Below are 25280 nucleotides of genomic sequence, written 5' to 3'. Positions count from 1 at the left end.
TCCATCGGTAGACCCGGGCGGCTGACTCGCACGTCGGAGGAGCAGCTGTAGGTTGCTTGATCGCGCTCGTGCGAAACCGTTATGCTTTGTGACGGCGTACGGAGAGGCCGGTAACGACCGGACCCGAGGTCCTCGGCGAGAGAGCAAGACGATCGTTCGTGCACGTGCGCGAGACCCGGAAGGGCAGCTTTCCCCATGAAGATTACGTGTCAGTCGTGCCAGGCGAAGTACACGATCGCCGACGAAAAAGTCGTCGGTAAGACCGTCAAGATCAAGTGCAAGAAGTGCGGCTCGGCCATCGTCGTCAACGCGAACGAAGCCGCACCCGACGCACACGGCCAGGGGGGCCAATACGAAGACGAAGACGACGGGGCGACCCGCGTCTTCTCGGGTGATGCGAACGCAGCCGCACCAGGCGGCGGCGGTGGCGAGGAGTGGACGGTCAACGTCGGCGACGACGATCAACGCACGATGTCGACCGCCGCGATCGCAGCCGCGTACGCAGCCGGCACGGTCACGAACGACACGTACGTCTGGAAGGACGGCATGTCGGACTGGCTGCCGCTGTCGCAGGTCGCCGAGCTCATGGCGGCTGTCGGTCGCAGCAGCGGAGTCGCCGCAGCCGCACCGCCGCCCGGGGACGACATGAACGCGACGCTGATGATGCCCGAAGGCGCGGGTGCACCCGCAGCCGCGCGGGCCCAGGCGGCGGCGCGCAAGACGGGTGGTCGTCAGGGTCAGGATCTCTTCGGTTCGTCGAAGGGCGAGCCGGAGCCCGCGCGCGCCTCAGTGCCGCCCGCGGGGCCGAAGGGCAACGCGGTCGGCGAGCGCAACGAGAACTCGGTGCTCTTCTCGCTCTCGGCGCTCACTGCGGCCGAGAAGGCCGCCACGAAGGACGAGCCGAAGAAGAAGGACGGCCGCGGCGGCCTCGACGACATCATGAACCTCGGCGGCGGCGGCCTCGGCGGGCCGATGCTCGCGCCGCCTCCGCTCATGGCGCCCGTCGTGGAGCCGCCTCAGCAGCCGATGATGGCCATGATGACGGGCACGCAGCTCCCGATGACGGGCACGCAGGTGCCGCTCACGGGCACGCAGCTCCCGCTGACCGGCACGCAGGTGCCGCAGGTCGTGATGGTGCAGGTGCCCGAGCAGAAGAAGAGCTCGGCGGGCCTCGTCATCGGCATCGCGCTCGGCATCGTGGTCGCAGGCGCGGCCGCGTTCTTCCTCCTGCGCGGACAGCCGCAGAACACGATGACGACCGAGAACACGACGACGTCGGCGACCCCCACGGCGTCCGCCGCGCCCACGACGCCCACCGCGGCGCCCACGGACACGATCGCGGCGGCGCCCTCGACGACGACGAGCGCGGCGCCGACCACGGACACGACGACGAAGGTCGGATCGAGCGGCGGCGGCCCGATCGGCGGCACGGGCCCGAAGCCCAACAACACGGCCGCGCCTACAGCGACGACGGCGGCGCCGACCGCGACGGCCGCGCCCACGGCGGAGCCTCCGCCTGCCGAGGGCGGCAAGGAGTTCAACCGCGGTGCGGCTTCGTCGGCGCTCGGTTCGGCGGCCGGCGCGGCGAAGAGCTGCAAGACGCCGGACGGCCCGACGGGCACCGGCAAGGTGAAGGTGACGTTCGCGCCGAGCGGCAACGTGACCTCGGCGCAGGTGCAAGGCCCGCCCTTCGCGGGCACGTCGGTCGGCGGCTGCGTGGCCGGCGTCTTCCGCGGCGCGCGCGTCCCGCCCTTCGACGGCGCGCCCGTCAGCGTCACCAAGTCCTTCACGATCAATTGACGGCCCGGGGCTCGCAAACGCGGGCCCTTCCCCGTACCCTCGGCAGCCATGTCCCAACGCCGAAGCTTCGTGCACCTCGGCCTCGGTGTGCTCGCCGTGGCCGGCATCGCCCTCGCCGGCGCGTCATGCGCGGCGAGGAGCCCAAGCAGCGTCGCGTGTGGTGCGGAGGTGCGTCCCTCCATCGACTGCTCGAGTGAGATCCCCGAGGGCGACATCGGTGTCCTGAACCTCGCCTCGGACACGGCGTCGTTCGAGGATGTCGCGATCCGTCGCATCTCGGCGGAGACCGAAAAGTTCGTCGCGGCGCACACGCGCCTCTGCCGCGACTACAACGCGTGTGCGATCGACAAGGCGACGTACGACGAGGAGAAAAAGGCGCTCCTCAAGCTCCTCACTCCCGTTGGCTCGCTGGTCGCGGCGGTGAAACAGGCGTCCTCGGAGGAGGAGCGGCAAGCCGCGCTCGACGCGCTGTACCAGCACACGGTGCCGGAGGCGGAGCGCAAGGAAGAGCTGACGCTCACGCTGTCGATGGAGGCGGAGCTACCGGAGAGCGCGGGCGGCGGGACGCGCACCGTGAAGCCGGACGAACCGCTGCCGACGAACACGCGCGTGTTCTTCAAGGTCGAGGTCAAGCCGCGGGCGTACGTCTACATCTTCCAGAACAACGCGACGAGTGGCCTCACGGTGCTCTTCCCGGACGAGCGGATCGGCACGAAGAACCCGCTCGACGCTAGCCTCGCGTCACGCATCCCGAACGGGGACCTCAGGTTCCGTTTGAACGACAAGGACCTCGGCTTCGAGGACATCTACATCGCCGCGTCGCGCACGCCGCTGCAGAACCTGGACGAGGCGCTCGCGCGCGTGCGTGACGGGAAGGTCACGCGCATCAAGGACGACAAGCTCCTCGACGGGATGAAGCACCTGCCGGTCGAGGGCGCAGGCGCGAAGAAGGACTCGAAGTGCCGCGACGCCGGGCTCGAGAGGTGCCCACGCATCCGTGGTCTCGAGCTCGACCTCAGCGGTGCGTCGGGGAGCAAGCCCGGGAGCAAGCCTCCGTCGTTCATGGCGCGCACCGAGCCGGGCGATGGGCTCCTCCTGAAGGTGTTCTCGTTCCAGCACACGAGCGAGGGCGCGGCCTACAAGGACGCGGCGGAGAAATACGCGAAGCTGCCGGCGCCAAAGACGCGCGGAGGCATGGTCATCGAGCGTGCACGCACGCGCGGGGGCATGGTCATCGAGTGATCGCGCCTGGGTTCGAAGCGGCCTCGGCGCGCCGCCGCGCCTCCTCGAGAAGTCGCCGCGTCGGCACGCGAAGGGAGGCTTGCCGCGCCTCCACGCTGCGCACGACCTCGTCGAGGATCCTCGCCGTCGCGGCGGTGTCGGTCTCGTCACGCGTGACGTAGAGGCTCGACCAGAGCTCCGCGCGGGCCACGAGGTCCGCGTCCCCGGCCGCTTCGGCGCGCGAGCGCGCGAGCTCGGCGTCGGCTCTGGCCGAGGGATCTCCGAGCCGTGATCGGATCTCCGCGCGGCGGAGCATCGTCACGATCGCGTGATAGTCGTGGCCCGCTGCGACGGCGAGCGTGATCGCCTCGTCCGCGGACGCCTTGGCTCTCTCCAGATCACCGCTCTGGAGCAGCGCATCCGCGCAAACCGACTGCGCGCCCGTGAGCGCGACGTGGTCCCCCGCGGCGCGCGCGGTCTCCGCCGCCAGCTTCGCGGCCATGGCCGCTTGCACCGGGTTCCCTGCGCGGAGGTGCGTGGTCGCGATGTTCACGAGGACCTCGCGGTGCAGCTTCCCGAACTTGAACGTCTTGGCCCGCTCGGCGATGCTCTCGAACTGGCGCACGGCGTTCGCGAAATCGGACGCGTACATGTGCGCGATGGCCAGGTAGTTGTCCGCATCGAGCTCGGCCCACGGCGACTTCAGCTCCCGCGCCGCGGCGCGCGCCGCCTCCACGGCCCGAACGAGTCGCCTCTGGTCGCTCGGATCGACCTCGAGGAGCAGCTCGAGCCGCATCGCGAGGGCGCGGTAGCGGAGCTCCAGCGGGCTGTCTGCCGCGAGCGCGATCGCCTCCTCGGCCAGTACGAGACCGCGACGCCCACGCACGAGGCGAGCCGCCGCGAGACGCGTCTCGATGCGCAACACGAGGTCGCCATGCGCGTCCGCGTCGGCGACGAGCGAGGCGTCGTGGTCGGCCGGCAAGTGCCGGAGGATCGCGGCAATCGCGAGCGTGAGCACACGAGCTTCGAGCCGCACGCCCATGTCCACGACGCCGTCGAGGTGGATCCTCTCCAGCCGATCTTTCGCCTCGGCCGCGCGACCCGCGCGGAAGAGCGCGTCGACCACATGCAGCTCGGCGCGCGCGCGCTCGGCCCCCTTTGCCACCTGCGCGAGTTTTTCCGCGAGCTCGATCGCCCGTTCGAACTCACCGCCCGCGAGCGCCTTCGCCACGGCCTTGCCGTACCAGCGCGTGGCCTCCTCACGATCGCCGAGCGATTCGTGACCGGCTGCGAGGAACGCCGCGTTCTCCTCGGCCACCTCGCTCCGTCCCACGGCTTCGAGCAGACTCCGGTGGGTGCGCCGGAACCACGGCTTTTGCCGCACGTCTTCGAGCGCCGCCTGCCGCACGATTTCCTGCGCGAACCCGTGCTCCTGCCGCTCGCCGCGCACGATGAGCAGGCCCGACTCGACGAGCAACTCGAGCGCCTGCTCCACGCTCCGCGCGTTCGTCCCCGCGGCTTCCACAGCCGCGACGAGCTGCTCCACCGGCAAACCCGAGCCGTAGAGCGCGACGCACGCGAGCACGTGTTGCGCGGCCCGCTCGCCGTCCGATCCCGGATCGAAGAACGAGTCGAGCCGCGCACGCAAAAGGTCCCGCACGCCCGGCACCGAGGCGCGCAAGATCGACTCGTCGCGCGGTCGCCACGCGGCGTCACGCCAGACGAGCGCGCCGGTCTCGTTCCACACGAGGAGCGGCTGCACGAGGAAAAACGGCACGCCGCCCGCGCCCTCGACCACGGCACGCTCGATGTCCTTCGCGATCGGCGCGACGTTCTGCACGAGCGCGGAGGCATCCTTCGTGGAGAGCGCGTCGAGCATAACGCGCGTCGCACCCGCGCCGATGCCTTGCTCGACGCGACCCACGAAGCGCCGCAGCGAGACGCTCGGGTTCGGTTCGTCGCGTACGGTCACGATGACGAAGAGCCGCCCACGCCCCTTGCGGATCGCTCGATCCGTCAGCATGCGCAAGAGCCCTTGCGTGTGCTCGTCCGCCCACTGCGCGTCGTCCATGTCGAGCACCGTGGGCTCTTCGAGGCTCGCCTCCACGAGCGCCTCCTCGATCGCCTCGATCGACGCCTCCAGCGCGGCGCGTGTCATCGCGGCCTCGACCGAGAGCGCGCGCTCGATGGCATCACGCATGCGACCGAGCCCCTTCACGCCCTCGATCGCGGTGCGCAGCGCGCGGAGGGGCGTCCTGCGCTCGACCGAGCAACGCGCGTCGATCACGCGCCCGAACCCGTACGCCGCCGCCGCCGCGACGATCTCGTCCGCGACGCGTGTCCTTCCCACGCCGAACGATCCCGTCACGAGCGCGACGCGCACGCTGCCTGCGGCCGCCTCCTCCGCGGCGCGCTCGAGCACCTTCACCGCCGCGTCCCGACCGACGAGGCGTGGCCTGTCCGTGAGCTCTTGCGGCGCGTTCTTATCTTCGCCCACGAGCTTGCGAACTGCGCGATCGATCGGCGGATGCTCGCGGTGCTCGCCGATCTCCGGATCGGTACAGCGCCACGGCTTGCCGGGCGCGTGCGGGCCGTCCGCGAAAAGCAGCCGTTTGTCGACGAGCGGCAGGTACGGCGACACGGGCATCCACGTCCCGTCTTCGCGCACCACGTACGCCACGCCGGCCTCGACGCCCGCGGGCAGCGCGCCTTTCGTCTTGCGCCAAACCCCGCCCCGGAGCGGCGTGCCCATGCGCGCCTCGTACGTCGACGGATCGAGCGACACCACGCACCGAAGCGACAGCGACAGGAGCGCCTCGGTATTTTCGAGGAGCGCCATCAGCTTCTCCAGCGCGTTGTCACCGGAGCCGCCCCGATGGATGAAATCGTTACGAGCAGAAACGAGCTCGGTCAGCGGACGCTGCGAGGTGAACGCAAGCATCTGCGCGAGCGCCGGGTCGTACGACTTCAGCGCGTTGCCGACGGTGCGCGTGAGCTCGCACCACATCCCATCCGAGATCCGCGCCGCCCGCGCGAGCGCCTCTGCCAAAGGCCTCGGCGCCGCCGCGCCGCCGAGCTTCGCCACGAGCGCGGCGAGGCCGATGGAGAATCCATAACGAACGATGCCGATCCCGAGCTCGAAGAGGCGCTTGCGCACGCCGGTCGCGTCCCCCTCGGCCCGCGCGATCTCCACGCCGACGGCGAGTGTGGCGACGGGCTCGGGCATCGTCGCGATGCACGCAGCGAGCTCGTCGAGCTTGTCCTCGTCGAGCGGCTTGGGCGGCCGGAGGCTGCGGAAGGTGCGTCGCTCCGAGTTCCCCTCGTCGGCGGGGAGATCGTCGCGCGCCTCTTCCGAGGCCTCGCCTTCGTCCAGGGGTTCGACCACGGCGATAGCGTAGCGCGTAGCCGTCTTCGCGGCGGCAGAACACGCCGTAAAATCAGGTCGTTGGGTGCCCCACGAGGTCCTCGACCTCCTCGGGCCGGAAGCCGAGCATCACGGGCTCCGGCACGAGCCGCACGCCGAAGCGCGCGAGCACGCCGTCGCGGATGCGGCGCGCGAAGCGGAGGATGTCCTCGGCGGTCGCGCCGCCGCGATTGACGATCGCAAGCGCGTGGCGCGTGGACAGACCGACCGGGCCGTCGGCCGTGCCCTTCTTGAACCCAGCGCGCTCGATGAGCCACGCGGCCGGGATCTTCACGCGACCCGGGCCCGCGACGAATTGCGGAAGGGTCTCGCCGGGCTCGAGCACGTTCGCAGCCTCGATGCGCGCGCGGGCCTCGGCGAAGGCCGCCTCGTCGAGCGTCGGGTTCACGAAGAACGAACCGGCGCTGCGCCCGTTCTCATCACCCGCCTCGACGAGCATCGACTTGCGACGGCGCAGCTCCAGCACGGCCTTGCGCACCTCCGCGAGCGAGGGCGAAGGGCCGGCGCCGATCTCGCGCAGGTACCGATCGAGCTCGGCGTACCGCACGGCCGCCGAGCCGCCGCGCTGAAGGGAAAACGTCACGCCGACGATCACGAACCTTCCGCTCGCCCGGCGCTTGAACACGCTGTCGCGATACCCGAAGCGGCAGCCGAGCCGATCGATGCCCACGGTCGCGCCGCTGCGCCGATCGATGCCGTAGACGAACGTGATCACGTCGCCCGCCTCCTGACCGTACGCGCCGATGTTCTGGATCGGCGCCGCGCCCACGTCGCCCGGGATGCCCGAGAGGCACTCGAGCCCGGCCCAGCCTTGCTCGACGGTCATCGCGACGATCGCGTCCCACGACTCGCCCGCGCCCGCGCTCAGCGTGACGCGATCTCCCTCGATCGCGTGGTTCACGCCGGAGACCGCGACCCGCAGGACGAGGCCGTCGACGCCGCGATCCGCGACGAGCACGTTCGAGCCGCCGCCGAGCACGGTGACGTCGAGGCGGTGGTTGCGCGCCCAGGCGAGCGTGTCTTGCACGGCCTCCTCGGTGCGTGCCTCGACGTACCGCGCGGCCGGGCCGCCGACGCCGAGTGTGGTGCGCGGCGCGAGTGGCACGTCGAAGAGCATGCCCATCGGCGCGCGCGCCGACTCGGGCGGCTGAGGACGCATCGTACGCAGGCTCAGGGCGCCACCTTCACGCGCGTGCCCGCCATGAACCCGTCGTCCACGGCGCGCACGCGCTCGACGAAGCTGTCGTAATCGTTCGCCGACACCGTGCCCGTCGGCAGATCGAGCAGGAACGACTCCTCGATCACGCCCTCCTTGTACGTCCCCGCGCGGGAAGCCGAGAAGCCGTCGTGCGCGACCTTCACGGACGCCGGCGCGCGCGCGATCGTGGCGCCCTTGGGCAGCTCGATGCGGCGACGCACGCGGTACTGGAGCGGCCTGTCGATGGTGAGAGCGCTCTCGCGGCCCGCGCGCGACGCGTAGAACGAGGCGAGCGTGCTCGAAAAACCCCGCGCGAGGTGCATCGGTTCGAGGCCCGGAAGCAGCCACGTCTTGCCGTCGCGGGTCTCGGGCTGCGAGTAGCCGAAGATCGCGATCTTCGCGCGCACCGAGACCTCCCACGATCCCTCGCTCGATCCGAGCTCCACGTCCTCGACGTCGGCCCAGGGCACCCACGTGAGCACCACGTTGCGCAACATCTCGCGACGATCCGTGCCGACGACCATGTCGAGCGAGTCCGCGAGCGACTGCGCCTCGCGCCCGCGCAGCGCGATCGAGAACGTGCCACGCGCGACACCCGACGCGTCGAGCGCGAGCCGGATCTCGATCTCGTCGCCCTTCTCGCTCGCGTCGCCCTGCACCGTGACGAGGCTGCCGTCGGGCAGGATCGCGTTGCGGCCACGAAGCTCCGGGCTCACGCGTCCCGGAGGCAACGGCGGGCCATCCACGTCCGCGTCGATCCAGAGCTCACCCTCGGGCAAACGCGCGACGACGAGCGGATACCGGAAACGGCCCACGTGCGGCGGGAAATCCGCGGCTCCGCTGAACGGCTCGGTCTCGGCGATCGCGAGGCGCGCGTCCACGCCGAGCTCGCGCAACGCGCGCCACACGACGAGCGCGCGGCTGCCCTGACCGAGCTCGAGCACCGTGCGCGCCGTCGTCTGCTGCGGGCCCGTGCCGTACATCGCCGACACGTCCGAGAGCTCGCCGCCGCCGGGCACCTTCACGCGCTTGCCCACGGCCGTGACCACACGCTCGACGAGCGCGCGCGACGGCGCCGTGACGGTTCCTGCGGCTTCGCGGGCGAACCGCGCGACGTACGGATCCTTGTCTTCGAGCGCGCGGACGTGATCGTCGAGCAAGCGCCCGAGGTTCGTCCAGGTCTGCGTGCCGAAGCTGATCGTCACCGACTGTTCGAGCCGCGGCACGCCGTCCTCGATGCGACGCGGCTCCTTGTTCTCGATGCGCCAGACGCGGATCTCGTCGCCTTTGTCTGTGCGCACCTGGGGCTTGCCGAGCAAGGGATGCGACCAGAGGCCGAGCGCGAGCGAGGCCGGGCGTCGGAGCTCGATCTCGGCCTCGCGCACGCCGGTGCGGGCCGGCAGGAGATCGGGCCCGTCCACCACGATCTGCCCGCCCGCGTCCGGCACCACGAACCCTTCGAGAATCTGCTCGACGTAGTCGCCCTTTTCGAGCTCCGAAAGATCGCTGTGGCTTTGCGCGGCCATCGCCACCTGATCGGGCTCGACCACGCGGCCGTCGCGCTTGTGGATCCGGCGCCGGAGCAAGCGCTGCGCGGCGTTTGCCTCGATCGCGGGCCCGTACGAAACGGCGCCCTCCGCGACGTCCGTCGTGCCCGACACGCGCCGCAGATCGTAGACGAGGTACCGGAGCACGCCGCCCGCATCCAGGGCGTATCGCTCGACGTGCCGCAGCACCGCCGTGCCCGCGCCGGGCATCACGTTCGTCGCGCGATCCGCCGAAACGAGGCGCGCGCCTTCGGCCTCGAGCTCGCGCGCTTGATCCGGTTCGAGCGCGAGGATCCGGCGCAGGATCGGGATCGCGTACGGCGCGTCGGTCGCCACGCGTTGATCACGTTCGAGGCGCGGACGTACGAGGTCGGATCGATTCCTGCCAGCCGCGAAGCCGAGCGCGTCGAGCAAACGCCTGCGCGCAGGCGGCGTCGCGTCGTAGGCCGCGATCGCCCCGTCAAGATCTCCCGCGAGCACGTGAAGCCCGACTTCCGAATCGCGAAACGCATCCGGCGCCGAGCGCAGGCGCCGCACGCGTCCGAGCTCTTCAAGCGCCGCGCGCGTGTCCCCGCGCTGCTGATGCGCGTACATGCACGCGAGATCCGCGCGGCTCGTCCCTCCCGTACACGCCGCCTTCACCGCATCTGCGCCGACCCGCCCGTGCAGATACGTATCGACCCGCGCGAGCAGCGGCGATCCCGGCACGGCCGTCTCCAGCGTGCGATACGCATCCTCCGCGACGTCGAGCATCTGCCCGCGCTTCGCCGCCGCTGCCACGTACGTGAGCGTCATCGGATCCGTCACGGCCTTCTCGGCCGCGGGTTTGTCCGCGGGCTGCCCCGTCGCCGGCGGACGCACGCCGAGCTCGCCGAGCGCGTCTGCAAGCCCCTCGACCACGCGCCTCCGCTCCGTCAGCGCCGCGCGCGTCACGAGCGCCTCCCAGGCCTTCGGCCAGCCCGCGAGCGTCTTCTCCGTGTAGGCGCGCAGCCGCTCGATCTGCTTCGAATCGGGCAGATCGTCGGCCTTCGCCGTCGCGCGTGCGGCCAGCAAGAACAGGCGTGGGCTGCTCGTCCCCGGCAAACCTCGCTCTTCGAGGAGATGCTCGGCGTCGCGCGCCTCGCCGAGCCCGAGCAGCGCCGCCGTCGTCAGCGCGAGCGTCGTCCCGCCGGGCCTCCCCCACGTGATCTCGATTGGCGTCGCGCTGCCGGCCTTGCCCACCGTGGCGACGTCCCCCGCGCTCGGCGCGCGGAGCCGCAAGGGCAGACCGTCGTCGCCCCACACGTCGAGCTCGATCTGATCCCCGTCGCTCATCTGACCGACCCGCACGACCACACGTGCCCGCCCTGCCGGCAGGTCGATCTGCCCCAGCCGCGTCACGGCGCCGTCGCCCGCCTCGAAGCCGCGACGAAGCACGCGTGTCCCCGCGACGTCGACGACCGCCGCCGACGTCGACGCGAGCGACAGAAACACCTTCTGCTCGCGCGGGTTCTCGATGTCGACCACGAGCGCGCGCACGCCCGGCAGCGAGAACGTCGCGTTCACGTCGAGCCTGCACGCGTCCGCGCGCACCACGTGCGGCGCCACCTCGGCGAAGAACGGCCGCGCGCCCGGGTACGTCGCGCCAAACGCGCCCGTCGGCGCGACCTGCGAAGGCTCGGCGAGGCCACGCAGCGCAGCGAAGTCGAGCGGCGCGATCAGGGCCGCTTCCCGCGCGCATCCGCGCCGCTCGCCCCACACCATCGCCGCCTGCTCTTGCCCCACGTACATCGCGAGCTCGTGCAGCGCCGTCGCCAGCATCCCGCGCATCACCGGGAGCTTGCCCGCATCGCCGCCCTGCGCGAGACGCTCGCCGGCCTCGGTCCACGCCGCGCGTAGCTGGTCCACGACCGCGGGGATCCCGTCCCGCGAGCGATACGCGACAGCCTGTTCTCCAGGCAACCCGAGCGCGTCGACTTCCCGGAATACGAGCGCATCGAGCGACGCGACGACCGTGGCGAGCGCCTCGGGATCACCCGCATTCTCGATGGCCCGATGGATCGCGTCGAGGTACTTCTGCGACGCGAGCGGATCGACCGCCTCGGCATCGAGCGCCTCGACAAACGACTCCGCCAGCTTGGCGGACAGCGGTGCTTGCGGCGCGACGGGCGTCGGGCCGAGACAAGCGGCGACGAGGAGCGCCGCGGAGACGAGCCCGAGGCGGGCGGAATGAAGGCGCATCGGCGGGCTCCATGCTGCCTCATCCACGCGCGCTTGGCACGCGCGGCGAGGTCACGCGCAGGCTGCTAGGCGGCCGGAGATTCTTCGTACACGCGAAGGCCGTACTTCTCCATGCACCAGAGCAGCCCGATGACCAGGCTCCGCTTGTCGTCCACGAACGAAGGTTTTTTCCCTTCGAACGCGTGCCCCACGAACTGGAAACCCCAGCCCACGGTGAACAATGCCCCCGCGAGCGGCAGGCCGACGAGCGTCGCGCCCACGGGGAAGCTCATCGCGATGAGGGGGATGCCGATCTTGTGGCAAGCCTGGTTGCGCGGATCGCGGTGATCGTCCTGGTACTTGTGGAGGAGACGGGTCCACTCGGCGTTCAGGGAAATCATGGTCGGGCGCGGAGCCTACCACGAGCGACCCGCGCGCTGCCCCCTCCGTGACCCCGGACCGAAGATCCGCGACGGAGGCCCCGAAGGCGGCTCCGCGCCCGCGAGCAGTTGCGTCGCCTCCTCGCTCACCGCCGCGCCCTCGGACGCCTCGCCGCTCGACGTGAGCGCGTCCCCAAACCGCCACAGCGAATCGGCGAGCTGGTAACGCACCTCCGCGTTCTTCCCGCTCTGCGCGTAAAGCTTCCGATCGATCGCCACGGCCTCGCGATACGCCGCGACCGCGCCGATGACGTCGCTCGCGTGCACACACGCGTCCGCGAGTCGCTTCAGCGAATACGACACCTCGCCGAGCGCCTCCGGTCCCTCTCCCATCGCCGAAAGGACCCGGCGCCGCAGCAAGAGACACTCCGAGAACGCCACCGCCGCGTCCGCCGGCTTGTTCGCGGCGAGCCGCGCATCCCCGATCCGCTCGAGCGCGTCCGAGAGCTCGAACAGGGCATCCGGCCCCTCGTCGCCTTGTCGCATCGCGCGGATCGCACCGAGCGCGAGCTCCTCGAAGCGCGACGCCGCCACGTGTTCGCGCCGCTCCCGCGCAATCCGCGCCGCCAGGCAATACCAGGCCGGCGGCACCTGCCCCGGCATCCGCGCTCCGTACATCGCGAGCGCCTTCTGCACGTGCACCGCCGCGCGCGACAGATCCTCGTTCTCCGTCGCGATCGCCGCGAGCACCGCGAAGACGCGCGCCTCGTCGAGCGCATCCCCTCGCACGCGGAGCAGCGTCGCCGCCTCGTCGGCCGCGTCCTTCGCGTCCTGCAGCCGACCTTGCCGCAAGAACCCTTCGGCCGCGTCGACGAGCGCATGCGCGCGAATCACCTCGGGTCGCGGCGGCGGAGGCGGCGGCGTCGGCCGCGAGCCCAGCGTCGCGGGCGGGAACGACGCCGCGGGCATCGGCGGACTCGACGTGCGCGCCGAGTTCTCGGCTTGCCAGGCCTTGAGCCGCTCCGGGCTCTGCGAGATCGCCACGAGGTCGTCCGGATCGACCGGCGCGACGCGCATCGAGCTCGTCGACGGTCGCGTCCCGCCGCGCACCGGCAGCGGCGTGCTCGGCCGCACCGCGCCCGCATTGCGCGGCGTGATCAGGAACGACATCGCCTTCACTTGCCAGAGATCTGGCGCGGCCTTCGACACGGGATCCACGACGCCCGGCGGCGCGGCGAGCACGATCCCTCCGAGCAGAACACCGCGCAGCTCCTCGAAGAGCGCCTCGATCTCGATCACCGTCTGCTCCCACGCGCGCGTCCACGGCGTCTCGGGCGCGCCGGGCGCCTCGGCGTGGAGCGCCTCGATCCACACGAGCGATGCGTTCGCGAGGCTGCGATCCTCGAGCAGCCGCGTGGGCAGGCCGAGCAGCTCTTCCGGCGTGCTCGGCACGAGCGTCACCATCGCGTGATTCTCGCCGGTCACGTGTCGCTCGACCCGCTCGCGCAGCGTGCGCAGCTCCGCCGGTACGGGGGTAAACACGAAGCCGACCCAGAATCCGATCACGTTGTCGAGGCGGTCGCGGAGGTACTCCCACGCCACTTCGCCGCGGATCGCCGGTGCTTTCGGCGCCGGTTGTTCTCCCTGTCCCCAGCCTGTCATCGGTTCATGACGCGCGAGAGCCGCCCTCGAGCGGCTTTCCGGCTCCTGGCGAACCTTATCACCATCACAGCCGCGTGGGCCTCTCGCACACGCGAACCTTTACGCCCTCGCCCACCTTGGCCTACCCTACGAACACCTCATGGCGCGCCGAGTCACTCGATTTCTTCGTTCCGTCCCGCACGCGGGGCTCGCAGTCGTCCTCCTCGCCTCTGCGTGCGGCGGTCAGCAGACGCAGACCAAACCGAAGCCCGTCACGAATGCGAACACCGAAGCCACGGAGCCCGAGGACGACGGCCCTGCGCTCGGCCCGCTGACGCTCACCCTGCCCGACGCCGCGGCCTCGGCGTGGGTGGGGCAGCGCGGCAACTACGTCGATACGCTGAGCGGTATCTGGGGCCTCGACAAGCTCGTGATCGCCGTCGGCGGCGGCGGGACGATCCTGCGCAGCGAGGACGCCGGCATCAACTGGACGCGTCAGGCCTCGCCGAAGGACGCGTGGCTGCGTTGCGTCTGGGGCAGCGGCCCGGACGACATCTACGTCGTGGGCGGCAATGCGATCATGCACTCGACGGACGGCGGCATCACGTGGTCGCCGCAAAAGATCCCGATCACGGGCACGTTTTTCATGGCGGTCTGGGGGAGCGGCCGCGACGACGTCTACGTCGTGGGCGGCGATGGAAACATCCTGAACACCACGGACGGCGGAAAGACGTGGACGAAAGACAATAGCGGCGTGGTCGGCACGCTCTACGACGTCTGGGGCAGCGGCGCGGACGACATTTACGTGGTCGGCCAGGCGAGCAAGGACGGCGCGCCGATCGTGCTGCAATCGAAGATCGGCGGGCACCTCTGGTCGAAGCTGCCGGTGGACTCGCTCGACTCCCCGCTCCGGCAAATCGACGGGGCGAGCGTCGATTACCTGTACGCGGTGAGCGCGAAGGGCACGGTATACGAATCGAATGATCGCGCGGCGAGCTGGAAATCGATCGGGAGCTTCGACGGCGACGAGCTCCTCGGCATTCGCGTGGTCGGCAAGGGCGACCTCTACGTGGTCGGCAGAAACCAGCAGTTCCAGCACACGACGGACGGCGGCAAGACCTGGAAAGACGAGCTCAACTGGCCGCACGGCGCCGCGGCGATCCAGGGCATCTGGGGCAAGGGAAGCACCGAGTTGTTCCTGGTCGGCGAAGGGACGCTCGAAGCCGGGCAGAAGGGGAGCCTGGTGCGGCGGAGGTGACGACGGATCACCCGAGGTGATCCCGAGCCCCCGCTGACCCCCCATTTTTTTCCTTCACATCCCGGAACCTCCGCAACCACCGGTCGAACGGCAGGACGATGCGGCCCCGCGCCGCGCTTCGCCTGCGCTCCCCGACCTTTTCTGCGGCCACGCCGACGGCGGCGTGCCGGACGGAGGATTCCATCATGCGCATCACGGCCTCGCTCTCGCTTTCCCTCTTCGTCCTCCCCCTCGCCCTCGGCGCTTGCGTCGACCAGGGCGCATTCCCCGGCGATCTCGAAGGCGACGACCTCGCCGAGCAGACCACAAGGATCCGGATCACGGTCCTCGATCACGACGACAATGGCGAGCAGACCGAGAAGGTCGTCGACATGGATGCGCGTGAATTCGCGGCGCTCACGGCGAAGCGCCCCGGCGCGCCCGCGGGCTCCGCTCCCGCGGCGCAGGGCGAGGACGACGTGGGCACGTCTGCGCAGGCGCTCACGGTGCAGAGCAACGCGGCGAATTGCACGTCGAAGGGGCTCCTCATCTACTCGCAGCCGAATCTCGGCGGTGAGGTCCTCTGCTTGATGACCGTGGGTCACGAAGCCGCCGGCACCACCGGCTTCTCGCTCCCGTGGGACTGGCGCCGCGAGAACGGTGGCAAGTATCCCATGAGTTACTGGTCCGGCGACGACGCCGGTCGGTTCGCCGCGTACTTCTCGGAGATCTCGTTCGGCCCCTGGATGGTCGTGAATTACGCGCCCTATCCGGCCACGGACGCCGTGTACGTGTACATGCAGCGCTTGCTCGGCGCGCCGGCGACGGATCCGTCGATCGCGGTCCCCTCGAATTACCCCCTCGTCCACAAGATGGCCGCGAAGGGGCACCAGATCTACGTCTGCGACGGCTCGCAATGGGTCCTCTCGGCGCCCTCGGCCGTGCTGCTCGACCCGCACGCGCCCTTCGACGTGCTCGGCCACCATTATGCCGGCCCGCAATGGCGCGGCAATGACGGCAGCACCATCCGCGGGCGGAAGGTCTCCGAGGTCCCGTCGCCCGATCCGAATGCGATCCCCTGGCTCAAGATCGAGGTCATCGAGCGCTCGGGCAGCGGCGTGTTCTCGCCGATCGCGTTCATCCAGCGCGTCAACACGGCATCCGGCAAGGCGCCGGCCACGACGTGCAGCGCGGGCAACCGGAACCAGCTCGTCTGGGTCGACTACACGGCGGACTACTACTTCTACGCCGCCCCCACGGCGCCCGCGGGCTGGGTATGCGCGCCCTCGTACTACAATGGAAATGACGGCTGCCACTGCAACTGCGGCGTGCCGGACCCGGACTGTGTGAAGGAGAATCAGTGGCTTTATGGTTGCGGCGGGCAGTGCACCATCTCCAAGACTTGTGTACCCTGATTATCTCGCGGAAAGGACGGTGAATGCCATGGTCATGCACATCGAGGTCGGGAAGTACCAGATCAAGCAGAACGGCAAGGAGGTCGGGAAGCTCGCGGTGGTGGACGGTCTCCAGTATTATTGGCTCTACCTCAATGTCCCCGCGGGGTCGTCGACGTATGCCATCTACACGGCGCCCAGCCAGCGGCGGCTCGCCGCCGACCCGGGCAAGCGATTCGCGAGCGCGCCCGTCGTCACATTCGATTTCGTCTACGAGGGCGCCGTGAGCAGCCCGTTCGACGTCCACGAGTGGAAGGCCCGGAGCGTGCCGACCAGCGTCGTCGCCTCGTCGATCGTGGCCATCCCGCCGCTCTCCTCGATCGCGAGATCGAATGCCCCGGCCGTCAACGGGCAGATCGATTGGGGCGTCTTCCGCCTCGAGCAGGTTGAGTATACTGTGGGATATGTCGACGTGCAGTCGAGGTCCGGCGGGCTGCCCACGGAGAGCTGGTTCCTTTACGAGGCCGGAGGCACACATCCCGCGTATCGTGCCCCGGGGACGTCCGGTGGGCAGTATACCCTGCGCTTCGTGAGCGGCGCCGCGTCCGCCCTCGATTGCGTGCCCACTGGGGTGGCGTACGCGCGCCACGAGTTCGAGTGCAGCGCGGTCGTCATCACCTCGATGTAATCAAACGCGCGAGGGCCTCCTCGATCGAGAGCACATCGAGCCGGCGCGACGCATGCTCCGCCGGCACCGTGCTCGCCATCTCGGAAAGCGCCGCCTGCTCCACCTCCACGGAAACCCCGCCCTCCGCGAGCAACGCGAGCACCTGGATCCCCACGCTCGGCACCGGACAGGCGCGCGCCTTCGCGAGGATCACCTCGACGTTCTCCTCGGACAAACGCTCCCCCGCCGCGACGAGCAAGGCCCCCGCGAGCAATCTCCCGAGCGGATGCCCCGTCCCGGAAAAACACCGAAATGCCCGCCCGGCGAGCGCCCGCGTGGCCTCGGCATCCCCTTTCCGATACGAAACCGCCGCCTCCGCGACCGAAACGAGACCCTCGACGTGCAGGCTCCCGAGCCGCGACGCGGCCTCCACGAGCTCCTCGTCCGGCCCCTCGCCGTCCGTCTTCCCTGCGCGATAATCGATGCAGCGGCGCAGCCACGCAGCCCTCGCTTCGAGCATGGGCAGCCGGAACCTCCGCGCGAGCTCCGTGGCCACCGCCGCGCCCACGGCCGCGCGCTCCAGTTGAAACGCCTCCATCCACGCCGACGCCGCATCCAGCCGCGCCGCGATCTCCATCGATCGAAAGGGCGTACCCTCCGCCGCCTCCTCTTCGAGCCGCGCGGCCTCCTCGAATCGATTCTGACAATACCTGAGCCTGCCGAGCCACGCCGCGTGCGCCGCCCGCGCCGCGCGATCCCCGCTGGCCAAAGCCCAGGCCCGCGCCTCTTCGAGCACCGCCTCCTCGCGCGCGAGCGACACGCGCCGCGCCGCGAGCACCCGCACCCCGTAACGCAATCGTTCGAGGCGTGGATCCGAAAGCGACGGCAAACCCTCCGCGAGCTCGGCCGCGCGCTCGGTCCATGCATTCACCGCGAGCGCCACGCGCACGAGCCGCTCGAGCGCGCGCGTGAGCTCTGTCCCCGGCCCCGGCCGGCACAGCTCGTACAGCGCACGATCGAGCCCCTGCGGCGACCCCTCGGTGAGCGCGATCTCGACCCATTGCGAGTGCAATCGATCGAAGGCGTCCGCGGGCACTTCCGAAAGACCTCGCAACGCCCGAAGCCCCTCTTCGAGATGGAGAACGGCCCGCGCGAGCCGCCCCTCCGCCGCGAGCGCGGCCGCCGATGCCATCGCCTCTTTCGCAATGGTGAGCGCCGGCTGTGCGCCCTCGGCCACGAGCATGCTCGCGAGCCGCACCGGCGTTTCGAGCGCGTCGATCGCCTCGCGGTTCATCGCCAGCAAATCCCCATCCCACCGGCAGAGCCCCGCGCCCATCCAGGCCTCGATTTCCTGCTCGATCCGGGCCGGATCCCCGCCGGTGCGCGAAAACAAAAGCAGCGCCGCATCCTCCCGCAGGTGCAGCAGCCGATCCGGGCCCGCGAAAAGCGCTCGCAGGTCCGCTTCCTCGATGGGTTTGTCGGATGCGATGATTGCGTGTACGGCCGACGGTGTTCGCGAAACGCACCCTCCCCGAAAAACCTCGGCGACCTCGGCGGCCGAGCGCGGGCGCTCGTCGGAATCCGTGGCGAGCAGCCGATCCACGACGGCCGCGACATGCGCGGGCCCCCCCTCCACGAGCGACGCGAGCGCGGGCGGCCGCTCCGTGAGTTTTCCGCGCAAAAGCTCCGCGAGATTCTCCGACGCATGCGGAAATCGGCCCGTGAGCGCATGAAACGCCATCACGCCGACCGCATAGAGATCCGTCCGCGCGGAGAGCGGCAGCTCGGCGATCTGCTCCGGCGCGAGATACGCCGCCGTGCCCACGAGCATCCCCACGCCCGTGATTCGCTCGGCCGTCGCCGCGCTCAGGCACGAGAGCCCGAAATCGAGAATCGTCGGCCGCCCCGCCCCGTCGACGAGCACATTGCCCGGCTTGAGATCCCGATGCAAGAGACCCACGGCGTGCACCCGCGCGAGCGCCTCGCAGAGTTTTACGAGTGGCCCTTCGAGCGCGGCCCACGTGCAGGGCACGGCCACGCCCGGAAAAGGCACGCCCTCCGCGCGTTCCATCACGACGAACGGATGCTCGTCCTCGATTCCCTCGTCGATGAGCCGCACGATCCCGGGGAGCCGGAGGAGCCGGAGCGATGCGACCTCCCGGCAAGCGCGCGCGGCGAGCTCCCCCGTCCCGGGCCGCAGGATCTTCAATGCGACACGCTCGCCCGACAGGCGATCGTGCGCGTCCCACACCTCGCCATACCCACCGCGCCCGAGGCGCCCCTCGAGCCGATATCGCCCCGCGATCCACGCGCCTTCCCGCGCGAATTGCGGCAGCGGCAACACCCCGCTCACGTGCGCGGCGGCCCGCAGAAATGCGTCCGACTCGCCGACGTCGTCGAGCCCTTCGAGATCGAGCGATTCGAGCGATTCGAGCGATTCGAGCGATTCGCCGGCCGCAGAATTCATTCCGTCACCGATCGTCATCCTCGGGGATCAACCCCTCGCGGCGCGCCCGCTCGCGGAGTGCGTCCTTGACGAGCTGAAATCGCTTCCGGAGCCGCGCGGCTTCACGCTTCAGCGCCTCGCCTTCGAGCGGCGCCTCGTCCTCGCCGCGCAGGACCTCCGCGAGCTCGAGCCACGAGAGCTGCCGATCCACGCGCAGCACGAGTAGCTCCTGGTCCTCCTCGGGCAATTCGGCGCGGAGCTCGGCGATGCGGCTCTTCACCTCGGAGCGCTCGAGCGGCGTGGTCGCGCTGCGAATCGCGGCGGCGACGCGCGACACCACGGATCCGCCGTCGAGCGGCGCCTCGCGCTGGCGCCGCCGATGCGCCTCGCGGCGATGGTAGAGGGACGTTCGTCGCGCGACGGCATACACGAACGTGCGGAGCGAAGACATCCAGGCGAAGCTCGGCAGGCTCTTCCAGAGCGCCTCGGCGAACTGCGCGAATACGTCGTCCTGCTCGCCGCGGTCCTGGTGCCGCGCCCCGAGGAACGTGTAGACCTCGGCGCCGTACGCCTTCAACGCGACGGTCGCGGCCCCCTCGAAGTCCCCGCGTTCGCAAAGGATCCTCGCCTCGGACTCCAGATCGTCGCGCTTCCGTGCCTCCATGCTCGTCCGAGGATACACCATTTTCGAGAAAACGCGACTACATTGGCACGGCCGGCAGCCACATGCGGACCGTCGTCCCCTCGCCGAGCTTGCTCGTCACGTGGAGACGTCCACCATGGTCCGTGACAAACCTTTGCGTGAGCGTGAGCCCGAGGCCCGTCCCCTGCCCCGGCGGCTTCGTGGTGAAGAAGGGGTCGAAAATGCGATCGAGGTTCTCGGCGGGAATCCCACATCCGTTGTCGCGCACCTCGATCTCCACGCCGGGCGTGGTGTCCTCCCCCCATTGCCGCGGCCGCGCGAGGACGGAGACGGCGCCGCCCTCGGAGACCGAGTCGAGCGCATTGCCGACCACGTTGAGCAGCGCCGCGTCGAGCTGCGCCATGTTCGCGTGCACCGCCGGCGGCGCCCCGGAATCCTGCGATACATCGAGACGAACCCCGCGCGCGCGCGCCTGCGCCGTGGTGAATTCGAGCACGCGGTCGAGCGCTGCCCGCACGTCGCACGGCTCCTGGCCCGTCGGATGGCCGCGTGAATAGTCGAGCAGCGTGTGCACGAGGCCCGAGCAGCGCGTCGCGTGCGATTCGATGGTGCGCAGCGACTTGCGGAGCGCGGCCTCGTCGAGGTTCGGCCCCTCTGTCGCGCCGAGCCTTCGAAGCGAGAGCTGCGCATTCATCAGGATGATGGCGAGCGGATTGTTGATCTCGTGCGAGAGGCCCGCGAGCATGGTGCCCACCGCGGCCATCTTTCCCGCCTGCACGAGCTCCTCCTGCGTCTCCGAGAGCCTCTCCAACGTCCGCGCGAGCTCGCGGTTTTTCTCGCATAGCTCCGCGTGCACACGATGCAGACGCTCGGCCGCGCGCACGCGCGCCACGAGCTCGGCCGGATCGAACGGTTTGCCCAGGTAATCGTCCGCGCCGGTATCGAGGCCCCAGGCCGCCGCGGCGTGCCCGGCCCGGGCCGTCAAGAGGATGACCGGAATATCCCGCAACGCGGAATCTTGTTTGAGCCGACGGACGAGCTCGAAGCCATCCATCTCGGGCATCATCACGTCCGACACGATGACCTCGGGCCGCCTCGCCTCCACGGCTTCGAGCACGGCGCGGCCATTCGTCACGAGCTCGACGTCGAATTCGGCGGAGAGGATATCCACCAGGTATGACCCCATGTCCGGGTTGTCCTCGGCCACGAGCACACGCGGGCGGTGCGCGTTCGTCGGGACGTACCGAGCGAACGCCACGGGCGTCGTCGGCGCGGCCGCCTCGAAATGGCCCGCGTGGGGCGCGGGCAACCGTGCATCCTTGGGCTCGGGCGCGAGCTCTGGCGCGCTGACGCGGTCGGCGGCCCACGGGAGCCTGACGAAAAATCGCGAGCCGATGCCGACCGCGCTCTCCACGAAGGCCTTCCCACCCATGAGCTCCGCGAGCTCTTTGACGAGCGAGAGCCCGACGCCCGTCCCTTCGTGCTTGCGCGTCGCCGAGGCGTCGATCTGCTGGAATCGCTGAAAAAGCAAATGTTGCTTGTCCGCCGGAATGCCCGGCCCCGTATCCTCGACCGAAAGCTCGAGCTCGGCGCCGACCTTGTGCAAACGCACCACGATGCTCCCCCCCTCCGGGGTGAACTTCAAGGCATTGCCGAGCAAGTTCAGCACGATCTTCTCGAATTTACGCCGATCGAGCGGGACCGGCTCCCGGACCAGGGCCGTGAGCGAGAGCTCGACACCGGCGCGCTCGGCCGAGGGACGCGCGGCGTCGACGATATCGGCGCAAAGCTCGGCGGCGTCGACGGCCTCCCAGTCGACCGTGAATTTGCCGGCCTCGATCTTCTGATGATCGAGGATATCGTCGACGAGGCGATGGAGCCTGCGCGCGTTGCGCTGGATGCGCTCGAGATCCGTGCGCACCCGCGGCGAGATGGGCTCGCAATCGCTCTCGCCCTTCGAAAGCAGCGACGCGAGCGGGCCCAGAATCAACGCGAGCGGCGTACGCAGCTCGTGGCTCATCACCGTGAGAAACTGCCCCTTGGCGCGGGCCGCATCGTCCGCCGCCTCTTTCGCTTTCTGGAGATCGATCTCCATCTGCTTGCGCTCGGTGATGTCCGCGTAAATGCCGAGGAGCCCCGTCACCTCGCCTTGCTCGTCGCGGAGCGGAACCTTGCTCGTGAGCAGTGTCCGATGCGATCCGTCCGTGCGGAGGACGGGCTCTTCGATATCGAGGATGGGCGTACCGCTCTCCATCACCTCGCGGTCGACCTTGACGAACCCGTCCGCGTCCTCGCGCCGGCTCCAGATGTCGTAATCGGTCTTTCCGACGAGGTTCTCCAGCGTCTTCGTGCCCGTATCATTCAAAAAATTCTGGTTTGCGCCCAGAAACCGACCCTGGCGATCTTTCCAGAAGATGGCGTGAGGGACGTTCGCGATGACGTACTTGAGCACGGCTTGTTGTTGCTCGAGGGCCTCCTGCGCGCGCTTGCGCGCCGTGATGTCCGTGGCGACGCCGAGCACGCCCGAGCTCTTGGTCTCCGGTAATTGAAGCGGCATGTATGAACCTCGTACCAGGCGCCCTGGAACTCCCCAACCGTGCGCACGCACTCCCCGGCGAGCGCTCGCCGCGCGGCCTTGGGGACCCACGGGTAATCCCGGTACACCTCGAAGACCGAGGGCGCCACGGTGACGATATGGGGGCATAATGCAGGCTCAGTATATACGGCGCCTACATCCACGTGGAGACGAACATCTCCCGTTCCGCTTGTTTTCAGGCCGCCGGACAGATTCGTCAGGAACGGACTGTGGTCGGCCCGAGCGGCCGCTTCACGGTTTCAAGAAGAACGGATTCGACGCCGCGAACGGCCGCCTCCCTGGATGCAGCGGAGCGAGATCGCCGCCGCCTTTCGCATGGAATAGCACCCAGTTCCGCGGACGCGACGGATCCAGCGTCACCGTGACCTGATTGACGAATTTTTTCGACGGACCGGCCCAGCCATCCACCGGGACCAGCGCCTCGGTCGATAGCGTCTTTCCATTCACGATCGTCTCCAGCATGCTCGCATCCACCCAGCTCGCCGCCTCGATCGTCAGCGTGAACGTCGCCATCCCGCCCGCGCCGGTCTGCACCATTTGCCCGGGTGATTCGCCGTTCGGGCCCGTCGCCGTCATGAACAGGCCGCCGCTGATCGTCGACCCGCCGCTCGCGACCGCGTCGCGCACCAGCTCTTTCGTCAGCTTCGTCGGATCGTCGTGCCCGAACGATAGGCACGTCCGCGGATACCCCACCGGGCTCGTCCGCACATGGTGGCTGTCGGAGCTCCCCACGGCCCAGACCGTCATCCCCGCCTCGAGCAGCGCGAACCAATCCGCGATCGACTCATCCCGGTTCGCCTCGAAATCGGAGTCGTTGAAGACCTCGATCGCGTCGAAATCGTCGCTCCAGAACCCGTCCCGGCCCTTGCCGGTCTTCCGATCGAGCGCCGCGGCGCTGAAATACGCGCCAAATCCGCCGCCGCTCGGGTGATTCACGATGAGCACGGGGTTGTCGGGCAACGCGCGCACCAGCGCGAAGACGTCCTTCGGGTCCTTCCCGATCCAGTCGACCGCGCCGTTGTTCGCCTTCTTCGGGTCCGGCGTCATCGGCACGACTCCGAAATGACCCCACGTGAACGTCGTGAGCTCCTCCGACGCCATGCCGAACGCCCATTGCGTGAGGCCCATGTTCTGGACCATGGGCTGGAAATCCGCGACCCACTCGTGCTCGCTCGACACGGGAATGTCGAGCCCGTCCGCGATCGCCCCCCGCAACTTGTGCTCGAACCGATCATTCGAATCCGCCGAGAACTGCGAATGAATGTGAAAATCGGCGCACATCACGCCCGTCGTGTCGACCGAATGCGCGAGGTTCGCCGGGACCTCCAGCGTCTCGCCCGCCGCGACCGTCACGTCCGTCGTGAGCAGCTCCCATTCGTAGCCGCGCGATACGATCACCGTGTGCTCGCCCGGCGGCACCGACACCGTCGCATTGCCGTCCATCGCGAAGACCTGGTGCAATCGCCCATTCGCCTCGTCGAGCACGCCGAATGCCTCGGGCGTTCCGGCGAGCGCGTCCTTCGGCACGACCTGCACGCGCACCGGCAGCGCCGCGCCCGAAGCCGTCTCCTTCGCGACCACGTGAATCGTGCCGTTCGGATCGAGCGGAATGGTCGCCGTCGCCTCGTCCGCGCCGACCCCGAAGCCCGCGTGCGGCGCATATCCTTGCTTTTGCGGCACGAGCGTCACGGGCGCGCCCGGCGGCACGTGCACCACGAACGCCCCGAACGAGTCTGTCCGCGTCCGGCTCAAATACTCGCCTTCCGGGCTCAACGCGTGCAGCCACGCGCCCACGATGCCCTTGCCCTGCGCGTCCTCGACCGTCCCCTTGATCTCGCGCCACGGCGCCTCGCCCGAGACACGCCGCACCGCCTCGCGCAGGCCGTCGTAATCGGGACCGCCCGCGATGATCTCCGCCCGATCGATCGTCTTCGCCGAGCAAGCATCCACGACGAATCCAGGGCCGTAAAAGAGGGAAAAACCACTGACCGTCAGGCCATACGCGAGCTCGTGGCCCGGAATGCGGAACGCAAAGCCGAAATCGCCGCCGTCGAAGCCCGCCCACGCGACGCGGCCCGAGGGCTCCGCAAAGCCGGACTCGGGCGTGACGAGCTGCGCGTTCGAGTAATGGAAGAAGCCGAGGAGCTCGTCCGGATCCGGCCGTTCGACGCCGAGATCGATGGGCTCGTTCGTCTTGTTGACGAGGCCCATGCGCATCGTCACGCGCTCCTCCCCCGGCCGGAGCACGTAATCGTAGGCCGCCTCGACCTCGTACGTCCGCGGGAACAGATACGAGAGCGGCCCCTGCATGAACGGGATTTTCGAGAGCTTGCCCGCGACCCGCACGATGGCCTCGCCGCCGTCCGCGCCGTCCTTCAGCACCGTGACGCTCGTCGGATCGATCATCTCGATCGAGAGCCCCGTCAGCGTCTCGTTGTACTTCGAGACCCCCGTGGGCTTCCCGTCGGCGTTCGCCTTGTCGACCGAGAGGATCTCGCCGCCGAAACGCGCATACCCATCCGAAAAATCTTTATCCTCGATGAAAACGACAATCTTGTCGTTCGCGAGGACAAAATCCCCCGGCTCGATCTGCTGCCGGCCATGCCCCGGCTGCGCGATGCCCGAAAGGTCGGTGACCCGGCCCGCGCGCGCCTGCCCCGCCGCCTTGGCGCCGAACGGATCCTTGTGCCCGTTCGGGTCGCCGGCCTCGAAGGCCAAGGCGTCGCAATTCCCGTCCGGCGGGGGCTCCTCGTCGGGGCCGCTGCACGCAGCGACGAGGGGCACCTGGACGAGCACGCAGAGAAGTGCACGGAAGGAAGGCGCGGCAAGCGAAGGACAACGCATGAGACCTCCTCGCGAGGCGGAATGCCCGACCTCAATGGATAAG

The 25280-nt window shown here is 69.5% G+C and carries 14 protein-coding genes; 5 read left to right on the top strand and 9 right to left on the bottom strand.

Annotated elements, in window-relative coordinates:
- Positions 1 to 195: 195 nt before the first annotated feature.
- Positions 196 to 1800 (top strand): zinc-ribbon domain-containing protein, encoded by a 1605-nt coding sequence (locus KEG38_RS03305; RefSeq protein ID WP_272417504.1) that lies wholly within the window; start codon positions 196 to 198, stop codon positions 1798 to 1800.
- 48 nt (positions 1801 to 1848) lie between these two features.
- A complete protein-coding gene (locus KEG38_RS03300) occupies positions 1849 to 3042 on the top strand; it encodes a DUF4384 domain-containing protein (protein WP_272417503.1) in 1194 nt (397 codons plus the stop codon).
- On the opposite strand, the gene KEG38_RS03295 is transcribed toward KEG38_RS03300, so the two are convergent.
- From KEG38_RS03295 to KEG38_RS03275, 5 genes are all read right to left on the bottom strand, one after another.
- Positions 3032 to 6406 carry an AAA family ATPase gene (locus tag KEG38_RS03295; RefSeq protein WP_272417502.1) on the bottom strand — a complete coding sequence of 1125 codons (3375 nt, stop codon included), beginning with the start codon at positions 6404 to 6406 and terminating at the stop codon, positions 3032 to 3034. The genes KEG38_RS03300 and KEG38_RS03295 overlap by 11 nt on opposite strands.
- A 52-nt stretch (positions 6407 to 6458) precedes the next feature.
- The gene (locus KEG38_RS03290) at positions 6459 to 7604 is read right to left on the bottom strand and encodes a UDP-N-acetylmuramate dehydrogenase (protein WP_272417501.1); all 1146 of its coding nucleotides are present in this window, start codon (positions 7602 to 7604) and stop codon (positions 6459 to 6461) included.
- A gap of 11 nt (positions 7605 to 7615) precedes the next feature.
- Entirely contained in the window at positions 7616 to 11410 is a 3795-nt protein-coding gene (locus tag KEG38_RS03285) for a hypothetical protein (protein WP_272417500.1), read from the bottom strand.
- Positions 11411 to 11475: 65 nt separating this feature from the next.
- Positions 11476 to 11790: an Mpo1-like protein gene (locus KEG38_RS03280; RefSeq protein WP_272417499.1), complete on the bottom strand. Its 315-nt coding sequence runs from the start codon at positions 11788 to 11790 to the stop codon at positions 11476 to 11478.
- Between the two features lie 15 nt (positions 11791 to 11805).
- Positions 11806 to 13431, bottom strand: a complete 1626-nt coding sequence (locus KEG38_RS03275) for a tetratricopeptide repeat protein (protein ID WP_272417498.1) — start codon at positions 13429 to 13431, stop codon at positions 11806 to 11808.
- 139 nt (positions 13432 to 13570) lie between these two features.
- On the opposite strand from KEG38_RS03275, the gene KEG38_RS03270 reads away from it, so the two are divergent.
- From KEG38_RS03270 to KEG38_RS03260, 3 genes are all read left to right on the top strand, one after another.
- The gene (locus tag KEG38_RS03270) at positions 13571 to 14668 is read left to right on the top strand and encodes a WD40/YVTN/BNR-like repeat-containing protein (RefSeq protein WP_272417497.1); all 1098 of its coding nucleotides are present in this window, start codon (positions 13571 to 13573) and stop codon (positions 14666 to 14668) included.
- 185 nt (positions 14669 to 14853) lie between these two features.
- Positions 14854 to 16062 carry a DUF3455 domain-containing protein gene (locus KEG38_RS03265; RefSeq protein ID WP_272417496.1) on the top strand — a complete coding sequence of 403 codons (1209 nt, stop codon included), beginning with the start codon at positions 14854 to 14856 and terminating at the stop codon, positions 16060 to 16062.
- Positions 16063 to 16090: 28 nt separating this feature from the next.
- Positions 16091 to 16729: a hypothetical protein gene (locus tag KEG38_RS03260; protein WP_272417495.1), complete on the top strand. Its 639-nt coding sequence runs from the start codon at positions 16091 to 16093 to the stop codon at positions 16727 to 16729.
- Here the strand turns inward: KEG38_RS03260 and KEG38_RS03255 are convergent.
- The 4 genes from KEG38_RS03255 to KEG38_RS03240 all read right to left on the bottom strand — a co-directional run bounded on the left by KEG38_RS03255 (position 16716) and on the right by KEG38_RS03240 (position 25237).
- Positions 16716 to 19175, bottom strand: coding sequence for a serine/threonine-protein kinase (locus KEG38_RS03255; RefSeq protein ID WP_272417494.1), 2460 nt, complete (start codon positions 19173 to 19175; stop codon positions 16716 to 16718). The genes KEG38_RS03260 and KEG38_RS03255 overlap by 14 nt on opposite strands.
- Positions 19176 to 19179: 4 nt before the next feature.
- A complete protein-coding gene (locus KEG38_RS03250) occupies positions 19180 to 19818 on the bottom strand; it encodes an RNA polymerase sigma factor (RefSeq protein WP_272417493.1) in 639 nt (212 codons plus the stop codon).
- Between the two features lie 37 nt (positions 19819 to 19855).
- A complete protein-coding gene (locus KEG38_RS03245; RefSeq protein WP_272417492.1) occupies positions 19856 to 22354 on the bottom strand; it encodes an ATP-binding protein in 2499 nt (832 codons plus the stop codon).
- Positions 22355 to 22624: 270 nt separating this feature from the next.
- Complete coding sequence (locus tag KEG38_RS03240; protein WP_272417491.1) at positions 22625 to 25237, bottom strand: CehA/McbA family metallohydrolase; 2613 nt, start codon at positions 25235 to 25237, stop codon at positions 22625 to 22627.
- Positions 25238 to 25280 lie beyond the last annotated feature (43 nt).

Source organism: Polyangium jinanense, assembly GCF_028435265.1.
In the GTDB taxonomy this organism is placed as follows: Bacteria; Myxococcota_A; Polyangia; order Polyangiales; family Polyangiaceae; genus Polyangium; species Polyangium jinanense.
Note: the sequence above shows the minus strand (reverse complement) of the source record. Positions and strands in the feature narration are given on the sequence as shown.